The sequence below is a fragment of the Streptomyces sp. NPDC045899 genome, from assembly GCF_056431485.1.
On record NZ_JBWKKP010000004.1, the window covers coordinates 264087 to 286538 of the forward strand.

Annotated in this window: 19 protein-coding genes; 11 read left to right on the plus strand and 8 right to left on the minus strand. The window is 72.3% G+C overall.

Annotated features, from left to right (window positions below):
* The first annotated feature begins 39 nt into the window (after window positions 1-39).
* From AC07FT_RS08020 to AC07FT_RS08035, 4 genes are read left to right on the plus strand one after another with little or no spacing between them, the layout of a single operon-like run.
* The gene (locus tag AC07FT_RS08020) at window positions 40-1626 is read left to right on the plus strand and encodes an ABC transporter substrate-binding protein (RefSeq protein ID WP_479174904.1); all 1587 of its coding nucleotides are present in this window, start codon (window positions 40-42) and stop codon (window positions 1624-1626) included.
* Window positions 1623-2576 (plus strand): ABC transporter permease, encoded by a 954-nt coding sequence (locus tag AC07FT_RS08025; RefSeq protein WP_479174906.1) that lies wholly within the window; start codon window positions 1623-1625, stop codon window positions 2574-2576. The genes AC07FT_RS08020 and AC07FT_RS08025 overlap by 4 nt, the downstream gene beginning before the upstream one ends.
* A complete protein-coding gene (locus AC07FT_RS08030) occupies window positions 2573-3409 on the plus strand; it encodes an ABC transporter permease subunit (RefSeq protein ID WP_479174908.1) in 837 nt (278 codons plus the stop codon). The genes AC07FT_RS08025 and AC07FT_RS08030 overlap by 4 nt, the downstream gene beginning before the upstream one ends.
* Window positions 3406-4989 carry an ABC transporter ATP-binding protein gene (locus tag AC07FT_RS08035; protein ID WP_479174910.1) on the plus strand — a complete coding sequence of 528 codons (1584 nt, stop codon included), beginning with the start codon at window positions 3406-3408 and terminating at the stop codon, window positions 4987-4989. The genes AC07FT_RS08030 and AC07FT_RS08035 overlap by 4 nt, the downstream gene beginning before the upstream one ends.
* On the opposite strand, the gene AC07FT_RS08040 is transcribed toward AC07FT_RS08035, so the two are convergent.
* The 3 genes from AC07FT_RS08040 to AC07FT_RS08050 all read right to left on the minus strand — a co-directional run bounded on the left by AC07FT_RS08040 (window position 4956) and on the right by AC07FT_RS08050 (window position 6913).
* Window positions 4956-5204 (minus strand): hypothetical protein, encoded by a 249-nt coding sequence (locus AC07FT_RS08040; RefSeq protein ID WP_479174912.1) that lies wholly within the window; start codon window positions 5202-5204, stop codon window positions 4956-4958. The genes AC07FT_RS08035 and AC07FT_RS08040 overlap by 34 nt on opposite strands.
* 53 nt (window positions 5205-5257) lie before the next feature.
* Complete coding sequence (locus AC07FT_RS08045) at window positions 5258-5710, minus strand: DUF3662 domain-containing protein (RefSeq protein ID WP_471198864.1); 453 nt, start codon at window positions 5708-5710, stop codon at window positions 5258-5260.
* Between the two features lie 66 nt (window positions 5711-5776).
* A complete protein-coding gene (locus tag AC07FT_RS08050; protein WP_479174914.1) occupies window positions 5777-6913 on the minus strand; it encodes an epoxide hydrolase family protein in 1137 nt (378 codons plus the stop codon).
* A gap of 170 nt (window positions 6914-7083) precedes the next feature.
* Between AC07FT_RS08050 and AC07FT_RS08055 the strand changes: the two genes are divergently transcribed.
* Window positions 7084-7668, plus strand: a complete 585-nt coding sequence (locus AC07FT_RS08055) for a TetR/AcrR family transcriptional regulator (protein WP_479174916.1) — start codon at window positions 7084-7086, stop codon at window positions 7666-7668.
* On the plus strand, window positions 7665-9143 hold the full coding sequence (locus AC07FT_RS08060) for an MFS transporter (RefSeq protein ID WP_479174918.1): 1479 nt from the start codon (window positions 7665-7667) through the stop codon (window positions 9141-9143). Before AC07FT_RS08055 ends, AC07FT_RS08060 begins: the two co-directional genes overlap by 4 nt.
* A 295-nt stretch (window positions 9144-9438) precedes the next feature.
* Here the strand turns inward: AC07FT_RS08060 and AC07FT_RS08065 are convergent, their stop codons facing one another.
* Window positions 9439-10338 carry a hypothetical protein gene (locus AC07FT_RS08065; RefSeq protein ID WP_479174920.1) on the minus strand — a complete coding sequence of 300 codons (900 nt, stop codon included), beginning with the start codon at window positions 10336-10338 and terminating at the stop codon, window positions 9439-9441.
* 46 nt (window positions 10339-10384) lie between these two features.
* A complete protein-coding gene (locus AC07FT_RS08070) occupies window positions 10385-13762 on the minus strand; it encodes a pyruvate carboxylase (RefSeq protein ID WP_479174921.1) in 3378 nt (1125 codons plus the stop codon).
* A gap of 254 nt (window positions 13763-14016) precedes the next feature.
* On the opposite strand from AC07FT_RS08070, the gene AC07FT_RS08075 reads away from it, so the two are divergent.
* The 5 genes from AC07FT_RS08075 (at window position 14017) to AC07FT_RS08095 (ending at window position 18494) form a co-directional block, all read left to right on the plus strand.
* Window positions 14017-14787, plus strand: coding sequence for an IclR family transcriptional regulator (locus AC07FT_RS08075; RefSeq protein ID WP_479174923.1), 771 nt, complete (start codon window positions 14017-14019; stop codon window positions 14785-14787).
* 153 nt (window positions 14788-14940) lie between these two features.
* Window positions 14941-15273: a putative quinol monooxygenase gene (locus AC07FT_RS08080; RefSeq protein WP_479174925.1), complete on the plus strand. Its 333-nt coding sequence runs from the start codon at window positions 14941-14943 to the stop codon at window positions 15271-15273.
* A gap of 127 nt (window positions 15274-15400) precedes the next feature.
* Complete coding sequence (locus AC07FT_RS08085; protein WP_479174927.1) at window positions 15401-16060, plus strand: NADPH-dependent FMN reductase; 660 nt, start codon at window positions 15401-15403, stop codon at window positions 16058-16060.
* A gap of 118 nt (window positions 16061-16178) precedes the next feature.
* The gene (locus tag AC07FT_RS08090; RefSeq protein WP_479174929.1) at window positions 16179-17792 is read left to right on the plus strand and encodes a GMC oxidoreductase; all 1614 of its coding nucleotides are present in this window, start codon (window positions 16179-16181) and stop codon (window positions 17790-17792) included.
* A gap of 75 nt (window positions 17793-17867) precedes the next feature.
* Window positions 17868-18494 (plus strand): hypothetical protein, encoded by a 627-nt coding sequence (locus AC07FT_RS08095; RefSeq protein ID WP_479174931.1) that lies wholly within the window; start codon window positions 17868-17870, stop codon window positions 18492-18494.
* Window positions 18495-18530: 36 nt separating this feature from the next.
* Here AC07FT_RS08095 and AC07FT_RS08100 read toward each other — a convergent pair whose 3' ends face one another.
* From AC07FT_RS08100 to AC07FT_RS08110, 3 genes are all read right to left on the minus strand, one after another.
* Window positions 18531-19805, minus strand: coding sequence for a DUF1266 domain-containing protein (locus tag AC07FT_RS08100; protein ID WP_479174933.1), 1275 nt, complete (start codon window positions 19803-19805; stop codon window positions 18531-18533).
* A 15-nt stretch (window positions 19806-19820) separates the two neighbouring features.
* Window positions 19821-20441: a hypothetical protein gene (locus AC07FT_RS08105; RefSeq protein WP_479174935.1), complete on the minus strand. Its 621-nt coding sequence runs from the start codon at window positions 20439-20441 to the stop codon at window positions 19821-19823.
* 61 nt (window positions 20442-20502) lie between these two features.
* Window positions 20503-22341: a glycoside hydrolase family 15 protein gene (locus tag AC07FT_RS08110; protein ID WP_479174937.1), complete on the minus strand. Its 1839-nt coding sequence runs from the start codon at window positions 22339-22341 to the stop codon at window positions 20503-20505.
* Window positions 22342-22452 lie beyond the last annotated feature (111 nt).

The window sequence follows — 22452 nt, forward strand, 5'->3', positions numbered from 1 at the left end:
GCGGCCCGCCACTCCGCCCCCCGGCAAAGGACCTCCGCCATGCACCACGCATCCGATCCGCACCGCCATCCCCACCGCCGCGGTGTGCTCACCGCCGCCACCGGTCTGGCCGCCGGACTCGGCGCCCTCGCCCTCACCGGCTGCTCCTCCGGCGCCCCGGGACCGAGCGGTGCGAAGGACGAGGGCCCGCCCCGGCGCGGCGGACGGCTGCGCGCCGCCTTCGCCGGTGGCGGCGCGGGCGAGAGCCTCGACCCGCATCTGGGCAATCTCTTCGCCGACGCCGCCCGTGCCAAGGCGCTCTTCGACAAACTGGCCGACTACGGCGCCGATCTGACCGCCCGGCCGCGACTGGCCTCGGCCTGGGAACCCAACGCCGGCCTGGACCGCTGGAAGGTCACGCTCAGAAAGGCCACCTTCCACAACGGGAAGCCGGTCACCGCCGAGGACGTCCTCTACAGCTACCGGCGCATCGCCGACCCCGGGCGGGCGTTCCGCGCCAAGGCATCCCTCGAACCCATCGACCTCGAGGCCAGCCGCGCCGTGGGCAGGCGCACCGTGGAGTTCGTCCTCAAGCGGCCCACCGCGGAGTTCCCCAACGTACTGGCCGCGTTCGGGGCGTACATCGTCCCCGACGGCGCGGAGGAGTTCGACCGCGGCGCGGTGGGCAGCGGTCCGTTCCGCCTCGTCTCCTTCGCCCCCGGCCGCTCCACGGTGCTGCGGCGCCACGCGGACTACTGGGACGGCGCCCCCTATCTCGACGAGCTGGAGTTCACGGTCGCCAACGAGGAGGCGGCACGGGTGAACGCGCTGATCGGCGGCCAGGTCGAGTACGCCCATGAGCTGAATCCCACCACCGCTCGCGCCCACCAGGGCAAGGGCCAGATCGAGATCATGCGACTGCGCAACAGCGCCATGCAGGCGTTCGCCATGAAGACCGACCGCCCGCCGTTCGACGACAAGCGGGTCCGCGAGGCGTTCTTCCTCATCGCCGACCGCGAGGAGCTGATCAAGGGAGCCCTGTCCGGCGCGGGCGAGGTCGGCAACGACCTGTTCGGCAAGGGCTACGCCTACTACGCCACCGGGCTGCCACAGCGCACCCAGGACCTCGACCGGGCACGGTCCCTGCTGCGGCGGGCGGGTGCCGACGGGCTGAAGGTCACCCTCGACACCTCCGCCGTGGCCGCCGGATTCACCGAGGCCGCCGGGATCTTCCGGGACCAGGCCGCCAAGGCCGGGGTCACCGTCACGGTCAGGACGGGCAGCAAGGACTCCTACTGGAACGACATCCTCGACTCCGGCACGCTGTGCTGCTACCGCTCCGGTGCCATGCCCATCGAATCCCACTTCTCCCAGCGGCTGCTCACCGATTCCACCACCAACGCCACCGCCTGGCGGCACAAGGACTTCGACGCCCTCTACCGCCAGGCCCAGTCCACCCGCGACGAGCGGGACCGCGCCGCGGTGTACGCGCGGATGCAGCGCCGGCTCCACGCCGAAGGGGGCTTCCTGGTCTGGGGGTTCGCCGACTGGATCATCGGCACCGCCCGCACCGTACGGGGGGTCGAGCGCACCGCCCCGGCCAACACCCTCGACTGGGCCCGCTTCGACAAGGTCTGGCTGGCGTGAGCGGACTGCGTTCCTGGCTCGCCCGCCGGTTGCTGGCCGGTGTGGCACAGACGGCGGCCGTGGTGGTGCTGGTGTTCGCCCTGACCGAGGCGCTGCCGGGCGACGCCGCCGTGGCCCTCGCCGGTGACCAGCCGGATCCGGCCAGGATCGCGGCCATCCGGGAGACCATGGAACTGGACCGGCCCGCCGCCGTACGACTGCTGGACTGGGCCACCGGACTGCTCCACGGAGACCTCGGCACCTCGCTGGTCTCCGGACGCCCCGTCAGCGCCTATGTGTCCGACGGTTTCGGACCCACCCTGCTGCTCGCGGCGCTCACCCTGCTGCTCCTCGTCCCCGTCGGGATCGGGCTCGGTGTGCTCGCCGCCCGCCACGCGGGGCGGTGGCCCGACCGGGTCATCAGCTCCGTGACGCTCGGTGTGTACGCGGTCCCCGAATTCGCGCTGGGCACCCTGCTGGTGACGGTGTTCGCCCTGCGGCTGGGGTGGTTTCCGCCGACCGCCGTCGGTTACGGCGGCGATCTGTCCGCCCACCCGGCCGCGCTGGTGCTGCCCGTCCTGGTGCTGCTGTCCCGGCCGGTGTGCTCGCTGTCCCGGCTGGTGCGCGCGGGCATGATCGACGCGCTGGCCGCACCGTACACCGCACAAGCCCGCCGCTACGGCGTCGGCGGTGCCCGGGTGCTCCTCGCGCACGCCCTGCCCAACGCGGTGGCCCCGGCCGCCCAGCAACTCGCCCGCACCGTCGACTGGCTGCTGTGCGGAGTGATCGTCGTGGAGGCGCTGTTCGTGATCCCCGGACTGGGCACCGTACTGATGAACGCGGTCGCCGAACGTGATGTGCCGGTGGTGCAGGGGCTCGCCGTGGTCTTCGGGGTGCTCACCGTCGTCCTCAACCTGGGCGCCGATCTGGTCGCCCGCCGGCTGACACCCCGGGCGGAGGTGGCGGCGTGAGCGCATCTCGGCCGGAACGGCGGCCGGGCCGGACGAGGGTGGCGCTCGCCCTGCTGATCGCGGGGGTGCCGCTCGCCCTGGCCCTGCTGGGACCGCTCTTCGCGGGCGACCCCGGACCGCGGGCCACCTCCTTCGCACTCGGTGACGGCCACTGGCTCGGCACCGACTTCGTCGGCCGGGACGTCCGGCGGCAGATCCTGCTCGGCGGGCGCTCGGTGGTGGTCAGCGCGCTCGCCGCCACCGCCCTCGCCTATCTGGTGGCCCTGCCGGTCGGGCTCATCGCGGCCCTCACCCACCGGCGGTGGCTGGAGGAGGCGTTGCTGCGGCCGTTGGACGTACTGCTCGCCGTGCCCTCACTGCTGCTGATCCTGCTGGTGGCCACCGTCCTCGTACCGGGTGCGCCGGGTCTGGCCCTGCTGGTTGCACTCGTCAACGTCCCGGACGCGGCCCGGATCGTCCGCGCCGCCGCGGCCGAGGCCGCCGCGCGCCCGGCCGTGGAGGCGCTGCGGATGCAGGGCGAGAGCTGGTGGCGGATGGGCGTCGGTTACGTCGGGCGCTCGATGCTGCGCACCCTGGCCGCCGACGTCGGTGTCCGGCTCACCGGAGTGCTCTACCTGGTGTCCACCGCCGCCTTCCTGGGCGTCGGGGTGGCACCGGACGCCGCGGACTGGGCGGTCATGGTGGACCGCAATCGCACCGGTCTGTGGGTGCAGCCGTGGGCCGTGGTGGTGCCCGCGCTGCTGATCGTGGCCCTCACCATGGGCGGCAATCTGCTGGTCGACGCCGCGCTGGGGAAGGGCAGGCAGAACGCGCCGGGAGGGAAGCGGATATGAACGCGGACGCCGCCGTGGCCGAGATCAGGGAGCTGCGCGTCGAAGTCGACGGCCGTGTGGTGGTGGACGGGATCGGCTTGCGGGCGCTGCCCGGTACGGTGACGGCGCTGATGGGGCCGTCCGGCAGCGGGAAGACCACCATCGGGCTGGCGCTGCTGGGCGAGTATCCGGAAGGGGCTCGTATCACCGGCCGTGTCCGGGTGTCCGGTGATGTGGTCGGCCATGTGCCCCAGCATCCGTCCGCGGTGCTCAACCCGGCCCGGAGGGTGGGGGCGCTGCTGTACGACATCGCACGCCGCCAGGTGCGCACGCTGCCCCGTGCGCGGCGGCGCGCGGAAGTGCGCCACCGGGTCCTGACCGCCCTGGATGAGGCCCAACTGCCGGACGGTGAAACGGTGTTGCGCCGGTATCCGCACCAGTTGTCGGGTGGTCAGCAGCAACGGGTGGTGCTGGCCCAGGCCCTGCTGCTCGGCGCCCGGGTGGTCGTGGCGGACGAGCCCACCACCGGCCAGGACGCGCTCACCAAACGCCGGATCGTGGAGCGGCTGGCCGCCGTCGCGGCGCGGGGCATCGCGGTGGTGCTGCTCAGCCATGACCTGGATGTGGTGCGGGCGCTCGCGGACGAGGTCGTGGTGGTGCGGGGCGGACGGGTGGTGGAGTCGGGCCCGGCCGAGCGGGTGTTGCGTACGCCGGAACACCCCTGGACGCGGCGACTCCTGGCGGCCGACACCATTCGCGGGGAGGAAACCGCCCCCGAGGATCCGGCGGCCGCCAGGCCCGTGCCCGCCCTCGAGGTGCGCGGGCTGACCGCCCGCCACGGCGGGGTCCCTGTGCTCCGCACCGACACCCTGGCCGTCCACTCCGGGACCACCCTGGCCGTGGTCGGCCGCTCGGGCAGTGGGAAGACCACCCTGGCCCGTGTGATGGCCGGACTCCACCGCGACCACGACGGCACGGTACTGCTCGACGGCGCGCCGCTGCCCCGCGCGCTGCGCTCGCGCAGCCGGTGGCAGACCGCCGCCGTGCAGTACGTGTTCCAGGACGCACGGGCCGCCTTCGATGAACACCGCCCGGTCCTGGACCAGGTGGCGCGTACCGCGGTACGGCTGCGCGGCGCGGACCCGGTGGCAGCCCGCGCCGAGGCCTCGGCCACGCTGGAGCGGCTCGGACTCGGGGCCGAGACGGTACGGCGGCGTCCGGCCGGGCTCTCCGGCGGTGAACTCCAGCGCGTCGCACTGGCCCGCGCCCTGCTCGCCCGCCCCCGGGTGCTGGTGTGCGACGAGATCACCTCCGGACTCGACGCCCTGACCCGTCGGGGCATCCTGGACCTCCTCACCACGCTGCCGCGCGACCGCGGCGGTCTCGCCCTGGTCCTGGTCACCCACGATCTGGACACCGCGGCCCTGGCCACCCGGATCGCCGTACTGGACGATGGCGAGATCGTGGAACAGGGCCCGGCCGGACGGATACGGACGGCGCCGCATCACCCCTTCACCGCCTCGCTGCTCCAGGCCGCGTCATGGCGGCGGCCCGCCGCCGGTGCGGGCTACGGTGCGCCACCGGGCTCCGGACCCTCGTAGCCCGGCCGGGACGAGGTGTCGATGCCCACCGTGTGGCGGGCCCCCGGAGCGAGGGTGTTGCGGCCGACGTGGGCGCAGGAGCCGGTGGCGTGGCGGGTGCACCGCGTGGCCCCGGTCTCCGCCCCGCTCGACTTCCAGGGTCCGGCCAGTACGGCCAGCAGTGCGAGCAGCGAGACGGCGAGGAAGCCGATGACCGGTTTCCGTGTGATCCGCATGGCGGACACCGTAGGCACGGGCCCCGGGGACCGGTCCCGGATGCCCTCAGGACCTAGTCGGCCACCTGGGCCGCCACGGGGGCGGCCACCGGTGCGGGTGCCGGGGTGGCCACCGGGGCGGTGAACCCGTCCGCGCGGATGTGGGCCATGGGGTGTCCGGCCACCCGGTAGCGCCCGTTCGGCACCTCGCGGGACCAGGTGACGTGGACGGTCAGCGGGCCCGCCCATTCGTAGCCGTGCTTCTCCGCGTGGCGCAGCAGACTGTCGGTGAGCACCTGTCCCACCGTGCAGCCGCGCCGGGTCAGTTCCCCGTACACACCCTCCGCCAGTTCGACGTCATAGGCGTTGGGGACCACCGTCCGCTCCGGTCCGCAGACCACGGCATGATCGTCGCACTCCCGTCGCAGCGCTTCGACGAGTTCCACGGGCTCGCTCCGGAACATCTTGGCGAGGAGTCCTTGTTGCCAGCGTTCTATCGCTCGTTCCCATCGGCTCAGCGTCTCCATGGCCTCCCGGGTTCCCTGAAAGGATCACCTCATGCCCGGTCGGTGCCCCCGCCGTTCCGGCGCTGGTCAGCCGTGCAGCGGACCGAAGAAGACACGCAGGTCGGCAGCGACGCTGCCGGGCAGTTCCATGGTCACGAAGTGGTGGCTGCCCGGGTTGCCCTCCGGCCAGTGGGTGATGGTGTTGTGGCGCTCGGCGAGCCGCCGGATCCCGGGCGGGCCGCTGTACACGCCGGTCGGCACCGCCTTCTGACCCTCCGGCCAGACGAACTCGGTGGACTCGTACATGGGCCAGGAGGAGGAGCCGAAGGTGTCGGTGAGCCAGTAGAGGGCGAAGTTGGTCAGCAGCAGATCGCGGTCGAGGATCTCGTCCGGCAGCTTGTCCGCCATGCTGAACTCGTTGAACTTCTGCATCATCCAGGCCAGCGCCCCGACCGGGGAGTCGTACCAGGCGTGGGCGAAGGTCTGCGGCGCGGCGCGCAGCAGCCTGTGGTGGTCGACCCCGGACATCCAGTCCTGGCTCTGCATGAAGGCGAAGGCGGCCCGCTCCTCCTCGTTCATCTCGGGGACATCGGCCTCGGTGGGGAAGCCGAGCCCGCCGATCACATAGACCCCGACCACATGGTCCGGGGCGGCCTTGGCCACCTCGGGGGCGATGTACGCGCCGAGGTCCCCGCCCTGGACGCCGTAGTGCTCATAGCCCAGGCGGCGCATCAGTTCGGCCCACATGCTCCCCACCCGGGCCACGTTCCAGCCGGTGACGGGCGGCGGGCCGGAGAAGCCGAAGCCGGGCGGCGAGGGGATCACCACATGGAACGCCTGGGCGGGGTCGGCGCCGTGGGCGCGCGGGTCGGTGAGGTGGCCGATGATGTCGAGGAACTCCACGAAGGAGTTGGGCCAGCCGTGTGTCAGCAGCAGCGGCAGGGCGTCCGGCTCGGCGGAACGGACATGCAGGAAGTGGCTGTCGATCCCGTCGATCTCGGTCATGAACTGCGGGAACTCATTCATCCGGGCCTCCTGGCGGCGCCAGTCGAAGCCGGTGCGCCAGTGGTCGGCCAGCTCCTTGAGGTACGCGGTGGGAACACCACGGCTCCAGCCCTCGCCCGGCAGCTGCCGGGTCCAGCGCGCACGGGCCAGGCGGTCGGTCAGATCGTCCAGGGCGGCCTGCGGTATGTCGATGCGGAAGGGGCGGATCTCGGTGCTCATCTTCATGTCCTCCACGGGGAGTTCCTGGGCGTCCGTCGTGCGATGTGAAGAACGGTAAGGGCCATATAGGCCAGATCTTGACCTCTGTCCGCCCTCTCTCGCATCTCTGTGGAATCCGGCTCCGGGGCCGTGAGTAGACACTGTCTACTCACGACTGGTAGACAGTGTCCATGGATGAGCGCGACAGAGGGCTGCAGGCCCGACTGGTGGACGTGGGAGTCGATTTGGTGACCAGAGAGGGGGTGCAGGCGCTGACCCTGCGCGAGATCGCACGCCGGGCCGGGGTCTCGCACGGTGCGCCGCGCCGCTACTTCCCGACCCATCTGGATCTGCTGTCCGCCATCGCGCGGCAGGGCTTCGCCGACCTCGCCGCCCGCACCGCCACGGCGCTGGCGGACACCGAGGTGGCGGCCCGCGCCCAGATCACGGCACTGGGCCGGGTCTACCTCGACTTCGCACGCACCGACCGCGGCATGTTCGAGCTGATGTTCCGCCACGATCTGCTGGAGAGCGGCCAACTCCGGCTGCGGGACACCAGCCTGCCGCTGTTCGGGGTGCTGGTGGACCTCGTGGCCCGGGCCCGGCCGTCCTCCGGTGCCGAACCGGCCGTCGTGGCGGCCGCGCTGTGGGCGAATCTGCACGGCATCGCCCAGCTGTGGGGCTGGGGCAGCCTCCAGCTCGCCACCGGCACCGAGGACATCGAACCGCTGCTGCGCGCCGCGGTGGACGCCCACCTCGGACCGGAGGCCCGATGAGCACCGTACGCCGCAGGCGCCTCACCCTCGTCAGCAGCATCACCGGAGCGGTCATCGTCGCCCTGGACGGCACCGTGCTGACGGTTGCCCAGCCCGCCCTGGGCCGGGACCTCGACGCGGGCTACGCCCAGGTCCAGTGGACCAGTACCGGCTACCTCATCGCCGTGGCCAGTCTGCTGGTGTTCGCGGGACGCCTCGGTGACGCCTACGGCCACCGCCGGATCTTCGCCGCCGGGATGCTGGGTTTCGCCGCCACCTCGGCCGGGATCGGGCTGGCGGACGACATCGGCTGGGTCATCGCGCTGCGCGTCGCCCAGGGTGTGTGCGGTGCGCTGTTGCAGCCCGCCACGCTCGGCATGCTGCGCGCCGCCTATCCGCCCGACAAGCTCGGTATGCCCATCGCGCTGCGCACGGCCGCCATCGGCGTGGCGGCCGCGGCCGGTCCGGTCCTCGGCGGCGCGCTCGTCGCCGAGTCGGGCTGGCGGGCGGTGTTCTTCCTCAATGTCCTCCCCGCCGTCGCCGTGGGCGTCCTCGCCCTCACCGACCGGATACCGGAGCCGAAGCCCGCTCCGGACGGCGCCCGGGGGCTCGACCTGTCCGGTGCCTGTCTGCTCGCGGTGGCCCTGATGGCGCTGGTGCACACCCTCGTGGCGCTGCCGGAGGACGGCTGGACGGCCGCCACCTGGCTGGGGCTCACCGCCGTCGTCGTGGTCGGCGCAGCCTTCGTACGGCATGAACGGCGGACGGCGAGCCCGCTGATAGCGCCCGGTGTACTGCGCTCGACTCCCGTCAGCTCGGCCCTCGGCGTCCTGGTGACCGCGTCGGCCGCGCTGTTCGGGACGCTGTTCGTCGGGACGTACTACCTCCAGGACGTGCTGGGCCTCGACCCCCTGCACAGCGCCCTGAGGTCGCTGCCGCTGGCCGTCATGATGGTGGCGAGCGCGCCCGCCTCGGCCGTACTGTTGCGGTGGCAGGGAGCCCGCCGGACGGTGGTCGGGGGGATGGTGCTCGTGGTGCTCGGCGTCCTGCTGATGTCCGGTCTCGGCCGGTCCTCGTCCGTCGTGGCCACCGGTGGCTGCTTCCTGCTGCTGGGTGCCGGTTTCGGCACCGTGATGGTCACCGCGACCCATGTGATCGTGCGTCAGGCTTCCGTGGCCACCGCGGGGGTGGCCGGTGGGCTCCAGCAGACGGCGATGAACATCGGTCCGGCGCTCGGGGTCGCGGCGGCGACCACCCTGATGGCGTTCACCGCGCCGGGCGGCGCCATCGGTGACCGGGGCGCGGGGGAGGGGCCACATCTGTCCGCGGACGCCTTCCTCACCGCCATGCGGCCGACGTTCCTCGCCCTCGCGGCCGTGGCCGCCGTCGGTGCGGTGCTGGCCACCCGGCTGCCCGGACGCGCTCCGCTCCGGCCCGAGGCGTCGGAACCCGCTCCGCCGGTGACCCCCGATCCGGATCCGGCGGCACGGACCTGATGCACCCGGCGCCCGGTGGCCGACAGCGGTGCGCCGCGCCCCTTGGAGAGCGTCCGGCAGCGTGGTGACGCCAGGGGCGCCACAGGACACCACCGGGCGGTGGGCGCTCGCCGGCACGGCCGAACCGCCCCGCGGGCGGGGGACAGCACTCCACGGCGCGGTGGACTCCGGCCACGACGGCCGCCGCCGGAACGGCTCCGTGCGGACCGCGGGACATCCCCGCCCGGTGGGACGTCAGCCGCGCGGAGCGGCCGGGCCGTTACGCCTGAGCGCCGACCGTGGCGTCCGGCCCGCGCTATCCGGCGTCCGGCCGTGGCGGCGCGGGGAGCTCATCGGCGCCGCTCGCCCCCTCCGCGGCGGCGGTGGCCTCGTCCTCCGCGGCCCGGCCCAACTGGGCCGCCACCGCGTCCGTACGGCGCCGCAGGGCGCGCACCCGCTCGGCGGCTCCGACCTCCAGCGGCCCAGGCGCCGCCGGGAGGACCGGCACCCCCAGGGACTCGGCGGTGACGACCAGACCGTGCGCCACATCGGGCTGCTGTGCCAGCAGCGCGGTGGTGAACAGATGGGCCCGCAGCGACTTCTCCCGGCCGAACGCGCCCCGGTAGACGATCTCGCAGGCCACCTCTCGGGAGTCCAGCCGCTGGTCACCGGAAGTCTCCAGGGCGGCGAGGGCCACCGCGCCCAGACCCTCGACCACCTTGGTCACCGCCCACTTGCGGCCGGGGAGCGGTGGCAGCAGATCACGGACGCGGTCGATCTCGGCGTCGAAGCCGTCCGTGGTCATCGCGCTGAAGGCATCGTGCAGTTGGAGCCGCAGAACCTGCTGCCACGGGATGTCCTCCCCGTCGAAGCCCACCGACTCCGGACCGAAGCGCAGCGCGCCGATCGAGTCCAGCGGCCGCAGGGCCCGCGCGGTGACGGCGGGCACCCGCGGATGGCGGCAGACCAGCGCCCCGAGGGAGAACTCCCACTCCTCGGTCGCCGGAGCGGCCGGGGCGGGCAGCGTGCCGAGCACGCCGACCGCCCAGTCACCGGACGCCGCCACCCCCGAACGGCCCGCGGCGGCGCCGCGGTTCAGTACCGTCCTGCCCGCACCGGCCGCGGCGGACGTCGCCGCGCCCGCCGCCGACGTCACCGTGCCGGCGGCGGATGTCACCGCGTCACCGATGCCGCGCAGCCTGCTCCGTGCCCCCATGCGACACCATGTCCTTCCTTCCGGCCGAGTGCCGGAAGGAAGTGTCTCAGTCCAGGGCGACGAGCAGGTCTCCGCCCTCCACCTGCTGGATCGCGTTGATGGCGATCCGGGACACCGTTCCGGCCTTCGGAGCGGCGATGGTGGCCTCCATCTTCATCGCCTCGATGGTGGCCACCGTGGCACCGGCCTCCACCTCGTCGCCCTCGGACACCGTGAGGGTCACCACACCCGCGAACGGGGCCGCGACATGGCCGGGGTTGGACCGGTCGGCCTTCTCGGTGACCGGGACGTCGGTCGCCGCCGAGGTGTCCCGCACCTGGATCGGGCGGAGCTGGCCGTTGAGGGTGGACATCACCGTGCGCATACCGCGTTCGTCCGCGTCACCCACCGCCTCCAGCTCGATGAGCAGCCGGACACCGGGGTCGAGGTCCACGGTGTACTCCTGCCGCGGGCGCAGCCCGTAGAAGAAGTCCTTGCTGTCCAGCACGCTGGTGTCGCCGAACGCCTCGCGGTGGGTCTCGAACTCCTTGGTCGGCCCGGGGAACAGCAGCCGGTTGAGCGTGGCCCGCGGCTCCTTCGCCAGCTGCTCCCGGTCCTCCGCGGACAGTTCGCCATCCGTCGGCTTGGACGCGGCGCGGCCCTCCAGCGCCCGGGTGCGGAACGGCTCCGGCCAGCCCCCGGGCGGGTTGCCCAGCTCACCGCGGAGGAAGCCGATGACCGAGTCCGGGATGTCGAAGCGGTTCGGCTCGGCCTCGAAGTCCTCCGGCGACACACCCGCCCCCACCAGGTGCAGTGCCAGGTCGCCGACCACCTTGGACGACGGGGTGACCTTCACCAGGTGGCCGAGGATCCGGTCCGCGGCGGTGTACATCGCCTCGATCTCCTCGAAGCGGTCCCCGAGTCCGAGCGCGATGGCCTGGGTGCGCAGGTTGGACAGCTGGCCGCCGGGGATCTCGTGGTGGTACACCCGCCCGGTCGGCGAGGCGAGCCCCGCCTCGAACGGTGCGTAGATCTTGCGCACGGCCTCCCAGTACGGCTCCAGCGCGCCGACCGCCTCCAGGCTGAGCCCGGTGGGCCGGTCGGAGTGGTCGGTGGCGGCCACGATCGCCGACAGCGACGGCTGCGAGGTGGTGCCCGCCATCGACGCCACCGCCCCGTCCACCGCGTCCGCCCCGGCCTGGACCGCCGCGAGGTAGGTGGCCAGCTGGCCACCGGCGGTGTCATGGGTGTGGATGTGCACCGGCAGGTCGAACTCCCGGCGCAGCGCGGACACCAGCTTCACCGCGGCCGGGGCGCGCAGCAGCCCCGCCATGTCCTTGATGGCCAGCACATGGGCGCCCGCGTCCACGATCTGCTCGGCCAGCCGGAGGTAGTAGTCCAGCGTGTACAGCTGCTCCGAGGGATCGGAGAGGTCCGAGGTGTAGCAGAGCGCGACCTCGGCCAGCGCGGTGCCCGTCTCCCGGACCGCGTCGATGGCGGGCCGCATCTGCCCGACGTCGTTGAGCGCGTCGAAGATACGGAAGATGTCGATCCCGGTGGCCGTGGCCTCCTGGACGAAGGCGTTGGTCACCTCGGTGGGGTAGGGCGTGTAGCCCACCGTGTTCCGGCCGCGCAGCAGCATCTGCAGACAGATGTTCGGCACCGCCTCGCGCAGGGCGGCAAGACGCTCCCAGGGGTCCTCGGCGAGGAAGCGCAGCGCCACGTCGTAGGTGGCGCCGCCCCAGCACTCCAGGGACAGCAGCTCGGGCGCGGTGCGCGCCATCACGGGGGCGACGGCCAGCAGGTCCTTGGTGCGCACCCGGGTCGCCAGAAGCGACTGGTGGGCGTCGCGGAAGGTGGTGTCGGTGACGCCGATGGTGGGGGACTCGCGCAGCCAGCGCGCGAAGCCGTCCGGACCGAGCTCGGTGAGCCGCTGCTTGGATCCGGCGGGCGGTTCGCCGGCGGGCAGCCGCGGCAGCTTGTCGGCGGCGTCGATGAGGTGGGGCCGCTCGCCGTGGGGCTTGTTCACCGTGACGTCGGCGAGGTAGGTGAGCAGCTTGGTGCCGCGGTCGGCGGAGTGGCGCGCGGTCAGCAGATGCGGCCGCTGCTCGATGAACGAGGTGGTCACCCGCCCGGCCTGGAAGTCCGGGTCGTCCAGCACCGCCTGGAGGAACGGGATGTTGGTGGACACCCCGCGGATCCGGAACTCGGCGACGGCACGCCGGGCGCGGCCGATGGCGGTGGCGAGGTCGCGGCCCCGGCAGGACAGCTTGACCAGCATCGAGTCGAAGTGGGCGCTGATCTCGGTACCGGCGTGGGCGGTGCCGCCGTCCAGACGGATACCCGAACCGCCGGGGGAGCGGTAGGCGCTGATCATGCCGGTGTCCGGGCGGAAGCCGTTGGCCGGGTCCTCGGTGGTGATCCGGCACTGGAGGGCGGCCCCACGGGTGTACACCGACTCCTGGGCCAGCCCGAGGTCGGCCAGGGTCTGCCCGGAGGCGATCCGCATCTGCGACTGGACCAGGTCCACGTCGGTGATCTCCTCGGTCACCGTGTGCTCGACCTGGATGCGCGGGTTCATCTCGATGAACACGTGCTGGCCGTCGCGGTCGAGCAGGAACTCCACGGTGCCCGCGTTGCGGTAGCCGATCTGCCGCGCGAACTTCACCGCGTCGGCGCAGATCCGGTCGCGCAGTCCGGGGTCGAGGTTGGGCGCGGGCGCGAGCTCGATGACCTTCTGGTGGCGCCGCTGTAGCGAACAGTCGCGCTCGAAGAGGTGGATCACATTGCCCTCGCCGTCGGCGAGGATCTGCACCTCGATGTGGCGCGGCTCGACGACGGCCTTCTCCAGGAACACCGTGGCGTCGCCGAAGGCGGCGTCGGCCTCGCGGGACGCGGCCTCGATGGATTCGCGCAGCGTCGAGGCGTCCTCGACCCGGCGCATTCCGCGCCCGCCGCCACCGGCCACTGCCTTGACGAACACCGGGAAGCCGAGCTCCTCCGCCGCCCGCACCAGCTCGTCGATGTCGGTGGAGGGCTCCGAGGAGCCGAGCACCGGAACCCCGGCGGCGCGGGCCGCGGCCACCGCGCGCGCCTTGTTCCCGGTCAGCTCGAGGGTGTCCGCGCTGGGGCCGACGAAGGTGATCCCCGCCTCCTCGCACGCCCGTGCGAGGTCGGGGTTCTCGGAGAGGAAGCCGTATCCCGGGTAGACCGCGTCCGCCCCGGCCTTGCGGGCGGCGGCGACGATCTCCTCGACGGACAGATAGGCGCGCACCGGATGGCCGGGCTCCCCGATCTCGTACGCCTCGTCCGCCTTGAGCCGGTGCAGCGAATTGCGATCCTCGTGCGGGAAGACCGCGACTGTCCTCGCCCCCAGCTCATAGCCGGCGCGGAAGGCGCGAATGGCGATTTCTCCACGGTTGGCGACCAGCACCTTGCGGAACATGCCCGATCCCTTCTACCTGCCCGGTACGACCACAAGCCCGCCCGGTGGGGGCATGAGCTCGCGGGGCGACACTACTGCCGAGTTGTGCGGCGGCCGCCCTCGTGTGATCCACTTCTCGTGACGTATGCGGTGCTCCTACCCAGCCGACCGGAAACATCCCGCCACTATGTGAGACGCCTGGGTGGCGACCGTCACGCTACCCGGCGCGTCTACGGTGGTACGCCGGTGTCCGCCCCTTGAGAGGACCGCCCCGTATGCCCGCCCCCGCCTCCGGTCCGCGGTCCGTGGACCGTGCGCTGGACATCCTGGACGCCGTGGCGGACGCCGACCGCCCGGTCACCGCGAAGGCGCTCGCGCGACGGCTCGAATGCTCGCTGTCCACCGTCTACCACCTGCTGGGCCCGCTGACCGGCCGTGGCCATCTGACGCGCACCGGTGAGGGCTATGTGCCCGGACCGCGGGCCGTCGCGCTGCACCGATCCTTCCAGCGGCAGCTGGGGGCGGGCCCCGGTGCGGCCGAGCTGCTGCGGCGGGTGCGGGAGACGACGGGGCTCCCGGTGTATCTCACCGTGTACCGGGACGGGCGGATCACGATGATCGACTCCACCGCCCCGGCCACCGCGCAGGACGACCCCTTCGCGCCCGGTCCCGAGGTGCGGGCGCACGCCACCGCACACGGCAAGATGCTGCTGGCCCAGCTGCCCCGGGCGGTCCGCCACCGCTATCTGGGCTCCCACGGCATGGCCCGGCTGACCGAGCGGACCATCACCGGCGCCGAGCGGTTCGAGGCCGAGCTGGTCCGGGTCCGCGGGGACGGTGTGGCCGTCTCGATCGGCGAGGCCGATCCGGCGTACGCATGTCTCGCGGTGCCCCTCACACCGCCGGGGGACGGCGGGCCGGGCCGGGTGGCGCACGCCCTGTCGGTCTCCCTGCCCGCCGAGGACTTCCCCCGGCGGCACGGCGAGGTGCGGGCGGTACTGGCCCGGGAGGCGGCCCGGCCGGTCTCCGGCGGCCTGCGCCCGTAGCCGCCTGCCGGCGGGTTTTCCGACCGTGGCGGAATCGGCGCACCCGTGAGGTGCGGATGGCCCGTACCGGCAGGACAGTGGCAGGACACGCCGCGTCCGCGCGGCTGCCGCAGTTCCGTGTCCGGTCCGCACCCCAGCGCGAAAGCAGCTTCCATGATCTTCATCGCCGTCAAGTTCACCGTCCGTCCCGAGCACAGCGCCGACTGGCTCGACCTCGTCGACGGCTTCACCCGTGCCACCCGCGAGGAGCCGGGCAATCTCTTCTTCGAGTGGTCACGCAGCGTGGCCGACCCGCATGGGTTCGTCCTGCTGGAGGGGTTCGCCGACGCCGACGCGGGGGCGGCGCACGTCCGGAGCGCGCACTTCACGGCCGCCATGGAGACCATGGCCGAGGCCATCGCCACCACCCCGGAGATCATCAACGTGGAGGTCCCGGGCCAGGGCTGGAACACCATGGCCGAGCTGACCCCGCGCAACCCGGCCTGAGCCCGGTCCGCGGCCGTGCCCGGCCGGTCCGATGGCGGGACGGCCGGGCGCCCACCAGACTGGTCCGCGGGGTGTCCGGCCCCGTCCGGGAGCCCCGTGGAAGCGCCGCACGCGGAAGGACACCGCCATGACCGACGAACCCCGGCCCGGTCCGCTGCGGGTCCTGGTCCTCGGCGCCGCGCTGCGGCAGGGCTCGACCAATGTCCGGCTCGCCTCCCTGGTGGCGCGTCTGATCGACGGCCACGGCGCGGTCGCCGATTTCGCCCCGCTGCCCGAGTTCGACATGCCGCTGTACAACGCCGACGTGGAGGAGGCCCACGGGCTGCCGCCGGGTGCGCTGGCCCTCCGCGACCGGCTGGAGTCGAGCGACGCCTTCGTGATCGCGTCGCCCGAGTACAACGCCTCGGTGCCCGGGGTGCTGAAGAACGCCATCGACTGGGTCTCCCGGGTCCGGCCGCAGCCGTTCAAGACCAAGCACGCGCTGCTGGTGTCCGCCTCCCCGTCGATGGCGGGCGGCAACCGCGGGCTGTGGGTGCTGCGGGTTCCGCTGGAGCATCTGGGCACCCGCGTCTACCCGGACATGTTCAGCCTCGCCAGGGCGCACGAGGGGTTCACCGAGGACGGGGACCTCGCCGACCCCGGTCTGCAACAGCGGCTCACCGACACCGTCCACGGCTTCCTCGGCCTGGTCGAGGCGGACCTCCGTTACGGCTGTCTCCGGCGCCGGTGGTATGAGTTCCTGGGCGACCGCACCGGGGCGCCCGTCACCCAGCGTGCCGAGGACTGACGTCCGGCCGGTGCCCGGCCATCCGTGAGACGACCCGAGGGGAAGGCCGTCACGGCGGCGGAAAACGACCATGCGCCCGGTCATGGCCAATTCCGGGTTCTCCGCTCATCATGCCGCCATGGCAGCGAATCTGACGCGACGTCACATTCTTGGGCTGGCCGCGCTGCAGAGCGCCGCGGCCCTCGGGCTCACCCGTATCGCTATCACCCCGGCGGCGGCCGCCACGAGCGCCGACCATGTCCCCGCGGTCGTGGTCGGATCCGGCTACGGGGCCGCGGTCGCGGCGCTGCGGCTGGGCGAGGCGGGCATCCGCACCCTGGTCATCGAGATGGGGCGGCTGTGGGACGCCCCCGGTGGGGACGGCCGGGTGTACTGCCCGATGACCTCCCCCGACGGGCGCTCCATGTGGTTCAAGAAGCGCACCGAGGCGCCCCTGTCCACCCTCCTGTGGCTGGACGTCATCAACCGGGACATCGCCCCCTACCCCGGTGTGCTGGACCGGGTCCGCTACCCCGGGATGTCCGTCTACGTCGGACGCGGGGTCGGCGGGGGTTCCCTGGTCAACGGCGGGATCGCGGTCACCCCGCCGCGCGCGTACTTCGAGGAGGTGCTGCCGGGCATCGACGCCGAGACGATGTACGGCACCTACTTCCCGCTGGCCAACCGGATGCTCGGCACCTCCACCGTGCCGTCCGCCTGGTTCGAGTCCACCGAGTGGTACGGCTACGCCCGGGTCGCGCGCTCCCAGGCACAGCGCGCGGGGCTGAAGACCGTGTTCGTGCCCAATGTGTACGACTTCGACTACATGCAGCGCGAGGCCGCCGGGACCGCCACCAAGTCCGCCCTGGGCCAGGAGGTCATCTACGGCAACAACTTCGGCAAGCGCAGCCTCGACAAGACCTATCTCGCCGCCGCGCTCGGCACCGGCAATGTCACCCTCCACACCCTCAGCCGCGCCAGGGCGATACGGCAGGACACCGACGGCTCCTACGTCCTCACCGTGGACCGCATCGACTACACCGGTTCCGTCACCGCCACCGACGAGATCTCCTGCCGCTCGCTCTTCCTCGGCGCGGGCAGCCTCGGCACCTCCGAACTGCTGGTACGGGCCCGCGAGACCGGCGCGCTGCCCCGGCTCAGCGCGGAGGTCGGCCGGGGCTGGGGCGGTAACGGCAATGTGATGCTCGGCCGCGCCAACCACGTCTGGAACCCGACCGGGTCGCGTCAGTCCACCATTCCGGTGATGGCCATCGACGCCTGGTCGGACAGGAACCCGGTGTTCGCCGAGATCGCTCCGCTGCCCGCAGGTCTGGAGACCTGGGTCAGTCTCTATCTGGCCATCACCAAGAACCCCGAACGCGCCACCTTCACCTATGACGCAGCGCGGGACACCATCGTCCTGAACTGGACCCGCGGCCAGAGCGCCCCCTCCGTGGCCGCCGCCAAGGCCCTCTTCGACCGGATGAACCTCGCCAACGTCACCATCTACCGGTACGACCTCTTCGGCGACACCCGGGCCTTCGCGGACGACTTCTGCTACCACCCGCTCGGCGGCTGTGTCCTGGGCCGGGCGACCGACACCTATGGCCGCGCGACCGGGTACGAGCGGCTCTATGTCACCGACGGCTCGCTGATCCCGGGATCCATCGGGGTCAATCCGTTCGTCACCATCACCGCCCTGGCCGAACGCACCATGGCCCGGGTGCTGGCCGAGGACGACGTGGGGCGGTAGTCCCCGTCCACGCGTCCCCGGCCGGCGGGTAGGTTGTCGCACACACGATCAGGTGACCGAGGCGACGGAGGACAGATGGAAACGGCCGAGGCCGCGCGGAACACCCGGGGGGCCGGGACACCGCTGGTGCCGGGGCCCTCCCGCACCTGGCCCACCTCGCTCAAGTGGGCGCTGCTCATCCCGGTGTTGAGCACCCTGGCGGGCTGGTTGGCCCAGTACCCGCACGGCATGTGGCTCGGGATCCCGCTCACGTTCTTCACCGCCGGTGCCGCGGCGGTCGTCGTCGGGGGCCTGTGGCACCGCGGGGGCGCCGCCACCGCGGCGGGAATCGGCGCGTTCGTGCTCGCCTTCTTCGCCGGGCCCGCGCTCTACGAGGTCTACGCGAAGCAGGCCGGTGAGGCGGTCGACGCCGTGGTGACCGCGACCGGCCAGCGCGAGTCCATCAGGCACAAGCCGCTGGAGAGCTGCACCGTGGCCGAACCCTCGGGCGCCGTGCACCACATCTCCCAGCAGCAGAACTGCTTCGGCCAGTTCCGGACCGGTCAGCCCGTGATCCTCTACAAGGACCCCGCCGGGCTGCTCGAACCCTTCGCCGACACCCCGGGCAACCGCGCCCCCGACATCACCGGACTGGCCGTGACCGCCGGACTGTTCGCACTCACCGGGGTGAGCGTGTTCCTCGCGGGGCAGCGGCGGCGCTGACACCGGCACCGCCGCCGTGGTGTCGTCCTGGTCGTCCTAGCCGAACGGGATGGTCAGCCAGGGGCTGGCCGGGTCGGTGGTCAGGATGCGGTGCGCGGTGAGCATGTCCTCGTACCAGCTGCCGAACTCCTCCTCGTCGAAGTGGAGACAGCGCCCGAGGATGTAGGCGGCGGAGAACTCCTCCCAGGAGCGGTAGTTGGCCTGCGCCGCGCGGCTCGCCCGCAGTACCGCGTGTTCGGCCTCCGGCAGGGTGCAGAACCGGGCGGCCAGTCCCCAGCGAGCCATCCCCGAGGCCCGGCCGTAGTCCCACGCCTCCACGGTGCGGATGAACGTGCCCTCGGTGAGCAGCCCGTCGGCCCGGAACCGCGCCTCGTACCGGGCGATCCGCCCGATCAGCCGCTGGACACCCGCGACCTGTGCCTCCACCTCCGCGTTCTCCCGCGGTTCGGTCCTGGTGACCCCGTCGGGGGTGATCTGGAACTCGGCCTCGGCCGCGTTGCGCCGCAGCACCCGCTCGGCCACCGCCCGCCAGTGGTCGACCCCGACCGGTCCTGCGAAGTCCAGGGCCAGCGAGCGGCGGACGCCCAGCGCGAACTCCCAGACACCGCTGATCATTTCGGCGGTGAGCAGCACCTCCTGGGTGCGCTGCCACTCCGCGCGGCTGGTGACCCCCCACCACTCCTTGAGCCGGTTGCGCTCGCTGGTGTAGCCACCGCCGTGGTAGGCCATGGCGTTCCACAGCTCGCCGTTCTTCACGAACAGCAGTGCCGCGCAGGCCAGTCCGTGGGCCACCGGCCCCTCCGTGGCCCCGCCGGAGTCCAGTCCGCGCAGCTCCAGATGGGAGTGGCCGCAGCCCGGGGCGTTCTGGGCGTGCTGCTTCCACAGAGCGCGCTGTGCGGGCCCCGCGGGGAAGAACGTCTCGCACGGGGTGCCGGGGTTGATGACGATCCACGGCGGATCGTCGGGCCGCCACTCGTCGGCGAACCACTCCAGCGACTGCGAGAGGAAGACCGTCTCCGGATGGGGAGCGGGGAGCATGCCCTCGGTGAACACCGGCAGACACTCCGCCCCGACCTGCTGGTACCAGTACGGGGTGAACCGCACGGTCCTGGGATGTGTCTGGAGCCGGGTGTACGAGTCGGCCACGAACAGGTCCGTGCGCGCCAGCACATCGAAGTACGCGGCCCAGTCACCGCGGCTCTTCGCCGCGTAGAGCTCCCGCTCGACCCGGCTGGGTGCCTGCCAGCCCGTCGTCGCCCCGTGGCCGCCGTGTTGTTCCGGCCCGGCGGCGAGCCCCTCCCCGTTCCCCATGACGGCCAACCCTATCTATCCGAGCGCGGCGAGCACGAACAGGGACAGCACCCACAACACCGGCAGGAGGACCACGAACGACGCAGGACGCCGGAAAACGGGCTCACCGACGGCCGGGCGCGCGCCGAACTGGTCATGTCCCGGGTCCGGCAGCTTGTTCACCTTCGAGCGCGCCACCAGGTCCGCGATGATGGTGAACGGGTTGAACAGCGCCGCGGAGAACGGGCTCCACCAGCCCTGCCACAGTGTCCTGCTCATCATGTCGCGGAACACCGAGGTGCCGCAGATCCGGCAGAACGGCCCCTCCAGCTTGCGGAAGGTCATCAGCAGCACCAGCCCCTGGTGGCTGCGGAAGGTGACGTCCGCGGCGGGGAACCCGCCGCAGACCCGGCAGCTGTGCTGACCGTGGGCCGCGGCCTGGGGATGGACCCCGGGCCGCGGGTATGCCCCGGGCTGGGGATGGCCGCCGGGCCGGCCGTACGGGCCCGGCTGGCCGTACGCACCGGGGTGGGCCGGGGCGCCGGGCACCGGCTGCGGTGCCTGCTGCACCGGAGGGGCCGCCGGGGCCTGGGGCGCGCCGTACCCGGCACCGGGAACCGCGCCGTAGGGGTTTCCGGGCGGTGGTGGCTGTGACATGAACGTCCCTTGGAAAGACTTACGCATGGACAGGTCAAACCTATCGTCCGACGCGACCCGCTCAGCCCAGTGCCCGGTCGAGGTTGAAAGCGGCGCTGATCAGGGCGAGATGGGTGAACGCCTGCGGGAAGTTGCCGCTCTGCTCACCGGTGCGCCCGATCTCCTCCGCGTACAGCCCGAGGTGGTTGGCGTACGTCAGCATCTTCTCGAAGGCCAGCCGGGCCTCGTCCACCCGCCCCGCCCGGGCCAGCGCCTCCACGTACCAGAACGAGCAGATCGAGAAGGTGCCCTCCTCGCCCGGCAGTCCGTCCGGGCTGCGCTGCGGGTCGTAGCGGTAGACCAGTGAGTCGGACACCAGCTCATCGCCCAAGGCGTCCAGGGTGGACAGCCACTTGGGGTCGGTGGGGGAGATGAACTTGGCGAGCGGCATCATCAGCACCGCGGCGTCGAGCACATCGGCCCCCTCGTGCTGGACGAACGCCCGCCGGTCCGCGCACCACCCGTCGCGCATGATCCGGCGGTAGATGGTGTCCCGGGCCCGCGCCCAGCGCAGGGTGTCCGCGGGCAGTCCACGGCGGGAGGCGATCCGCATGGCCCGCTCGATCGCGACCCAGCACATCAGCTGTGAGTACAGGAACCGCTGGTCGCCGCTGCGGGCCTCCCAGATCCCCCGGTCCGGCTGGTCCCAGTGGTCGCAGACCCAGCCGACGAGGTCGCCGATGGTGTCCCAGTGCGCACTGGACAGCGGTTGGCCCCATTTGTCGTAGAGGTACAGCGAGTCCACCAGGGCGCCGTAGATGTCCAGTTGGAGCTGTTCCACCGCCCCGTTGCCGACCCGGACCGGGGCCGAGCCCCGGTATCCCTCCAGATGGGACAGTTCCTCCTCGGGGAGGTCGCTGCGGCCGTCGATGCCGTACATGATCTGGAGCGGTCCGCGCGCACCCTCGTGGAAGCGGATGTTCTCGGACAGGAAGCGGACGAAGTCCTCGGCCTCCTGGGTGAAGCCCAGCCGGAGCATCGCGTAGATGCAGAAGGCGGCGTCGCGGACCCAGACGTACCGGTAGTCCCAGTTGCGGGTGCCACCGATCAGCTCCGGCAGGCTGGTGGTGGGCGCGGCCACGATGGCGCCGGTGGGGGCGTAGGTGAGCAGCTTGAGGGTGAGCGCCGAACGGTGCACCATCTCGCGCCAGCGCCCCCGGTAGCGGGACTGGGACAGCCAGCGGCGCCAGTAGCGCACGGTCGCGCCGAACTGCTCCTCGGCCTCGGCCAGTGGACAGGACCGGAGCTGGACCGAGTCACCGATCCGGTCCAGCGCGAAGACCGCGCTCTCGCCCTCGACCAGTTTGAAGGTGGACACCGCGTCCTGGCCGTCGGCCTCGACCGTGACGCTGGAGGTCAGCGCGAGCGACAGACCGGGGCAGGTGAAGACGGTGTGGGTGGGTCCGATGTCCAGGGTGTGGGTCTGCCGTCCGTAGTCGAAGCGGGGGGCCACCCGCGCGGTGAACGGCATCGAACCGCGGACGCACAGCACCCGGCGGATCAGCCGGTGCCGGTCGGCCTCCCGGGAGTCGTCCACGATCGGCATGAAGTCCTGTACTTCGGCGACCCCGTCGTCGGCGAAGAACCGGGTGATCAGGATGTTGGTGTCGGGGAAGTAGAACTGCTTGTTCCGCACCGGTACGTCCGGGGCGAGCGCGAAGCAGCCGCCGCGGTCGGCGTCCAGGATGGAGGCGAAGACGCTGGGGGCGTCGAACCGGCCACAGCAGTACCAGTCGATGGTGCCGTCGGTGCCGACGAGCGCCGCCGTCCGCAGATCGCCGATCAGACCGTGCTCGGCGATCGGGAGGTAGCGCGGGGTGTCCATCCCGCTGGGGCGGAGGAGTCCTTCGGGCGCGGTCATCCGGACCTCCCGCGCTTGAGGGGGCAGGAGCTCTCGGTTTCAGGGTACGACCGGCCGGCCGGGGCGACGAGTCGGTCGCCGCCGGGCGGTACGGGTCAGCCTTCGGCGGTG

Excerpts from the sequence above, each read along its gene's own strand:
- AC07FT_RS08020 (WP_479174904.1), top strand. The coding sequence starts at position 40 with ATGCACCACGCATCCGATCCGCACCGCCATCCCCACCGCCGCGGTGTG.
- AC07FT_RS08035 (WP_479174910.1), top strand. The coding sequence starts at position 3,406 with ATGAACGCGGACGCCGCCGTGGCCGAGATCAGGGAGCTGCGCGTCGAA.
- AC07FT_RS08040 (WP_479174912.1), bottom strand. The coding sequence starts at position 5,204 with ATGCGGATCACACGGAAACCGGTCATCGGCTTCCTCGCCGTCTCGCTG.
- AC07FT_RS08045 (WP_471198864.1), bottom strand. The coding sequence starts at position 5,710 with ATGGAGACGCTGAGCCGATGGGAACGAGCGATAGAACGCTGGCAACAA.
- AC07FT_RS08050 (WP_479174914.1), bottom strand. The coding sequence starts at position 6,913 with ATGAGCACCGAGATCCGCCCCTTCCGCATCGACATACCGCAGGCCGCC.
- AC07FT_RS08055 (WP_479174916.1), top strand. The coding sequence starts at position 7,084 with ATGGATGAGCGCGACAGAGGGCTGCAGGCCCGACTGGTGGACGTGGGA.
- AC07FT_RS08060 (WP_479174918.1), top strand. The coding sequence starts at position 7,665 with ATGAGCACCGTACGCCGCAGGCGCCTCACCCTCGTCAGCAGCATCACC.
- AC07FT_RS08065 (WP_479174920.1), bottom strand. The coding sequence starts at position 10,338 with ATGGGGGCACGGAGCAGGCTGCGCGGCATCGGTGACGCGGTGACATCC.
- AC07FT_RS08070 (WP_479174921.1), bottom strand. The coding sequence starts at position 13,762 with ATGTTCCGCAAGGTGCTGGTCGCCAACCGTGGAGAAATCGCCATTCGC.
- AC07FT_RS08075 (WP_479174923.1), top strand. The coding sequence starts at position 14,017 with ATGCCCGCCCCCGCCTCCGGTCCGCGGTCCGTGGACCGTGCGCTGGAC.
- AC07FT_RS08080 (WP_479174925.1), top strand. The coding sequence starts at position 14,941 with ATGATCTTCATCGCCGTCAAGTTCACCGTCCGTCCCGAGCACAGCGCC.
- AC07FT_RS08085 (WP_479174927.1), top strand. The coding sequence starts at position 15,401 with ATGACCGACGAACCCCGGCCCGGTCCGCTGCGGGTCCTGGTCCTCGGC.
- AC07FT_RS08090 (WP_479174929.1), top strand. The coding sequence starts at position 16,179 with ATGGCAGCGAATCTGACGCGACGTCACATTCTTGGGCTGGCCGCGCTG.
- AC07FT_RS08095 (WP_479174931.1), top strand. The coding sequence starts at position 17,868 with ATGGAAACGGCCGAGGCCGCGCGGAACACCCGGGGGGCCGGGACACCG.
- AC07FT_RS08100 (WP_479174933.1), bottom strand. The coding sequence starts at position 19,805 with ATGGGGAACGGGGAGGGGCTCGCCGCCGGGCCGGAACAACACGGCGGC.
- AC07FT_RS08105 (WP_479174935.1), bottom strand. The coding sequence starts at position 20,441 with ATGTCACAGCCACCACCGCCCGGAAACCCCTACGGCGCGGTTCCCGGT.
- AC07FT_RS08110 (WP_479174937.1), bottom strand. The coding sequence starts at position 22,341 with ATGACCGCGCCCGAAGGACTCCTCCGCCCCAGCGGGATGGACACCCCG.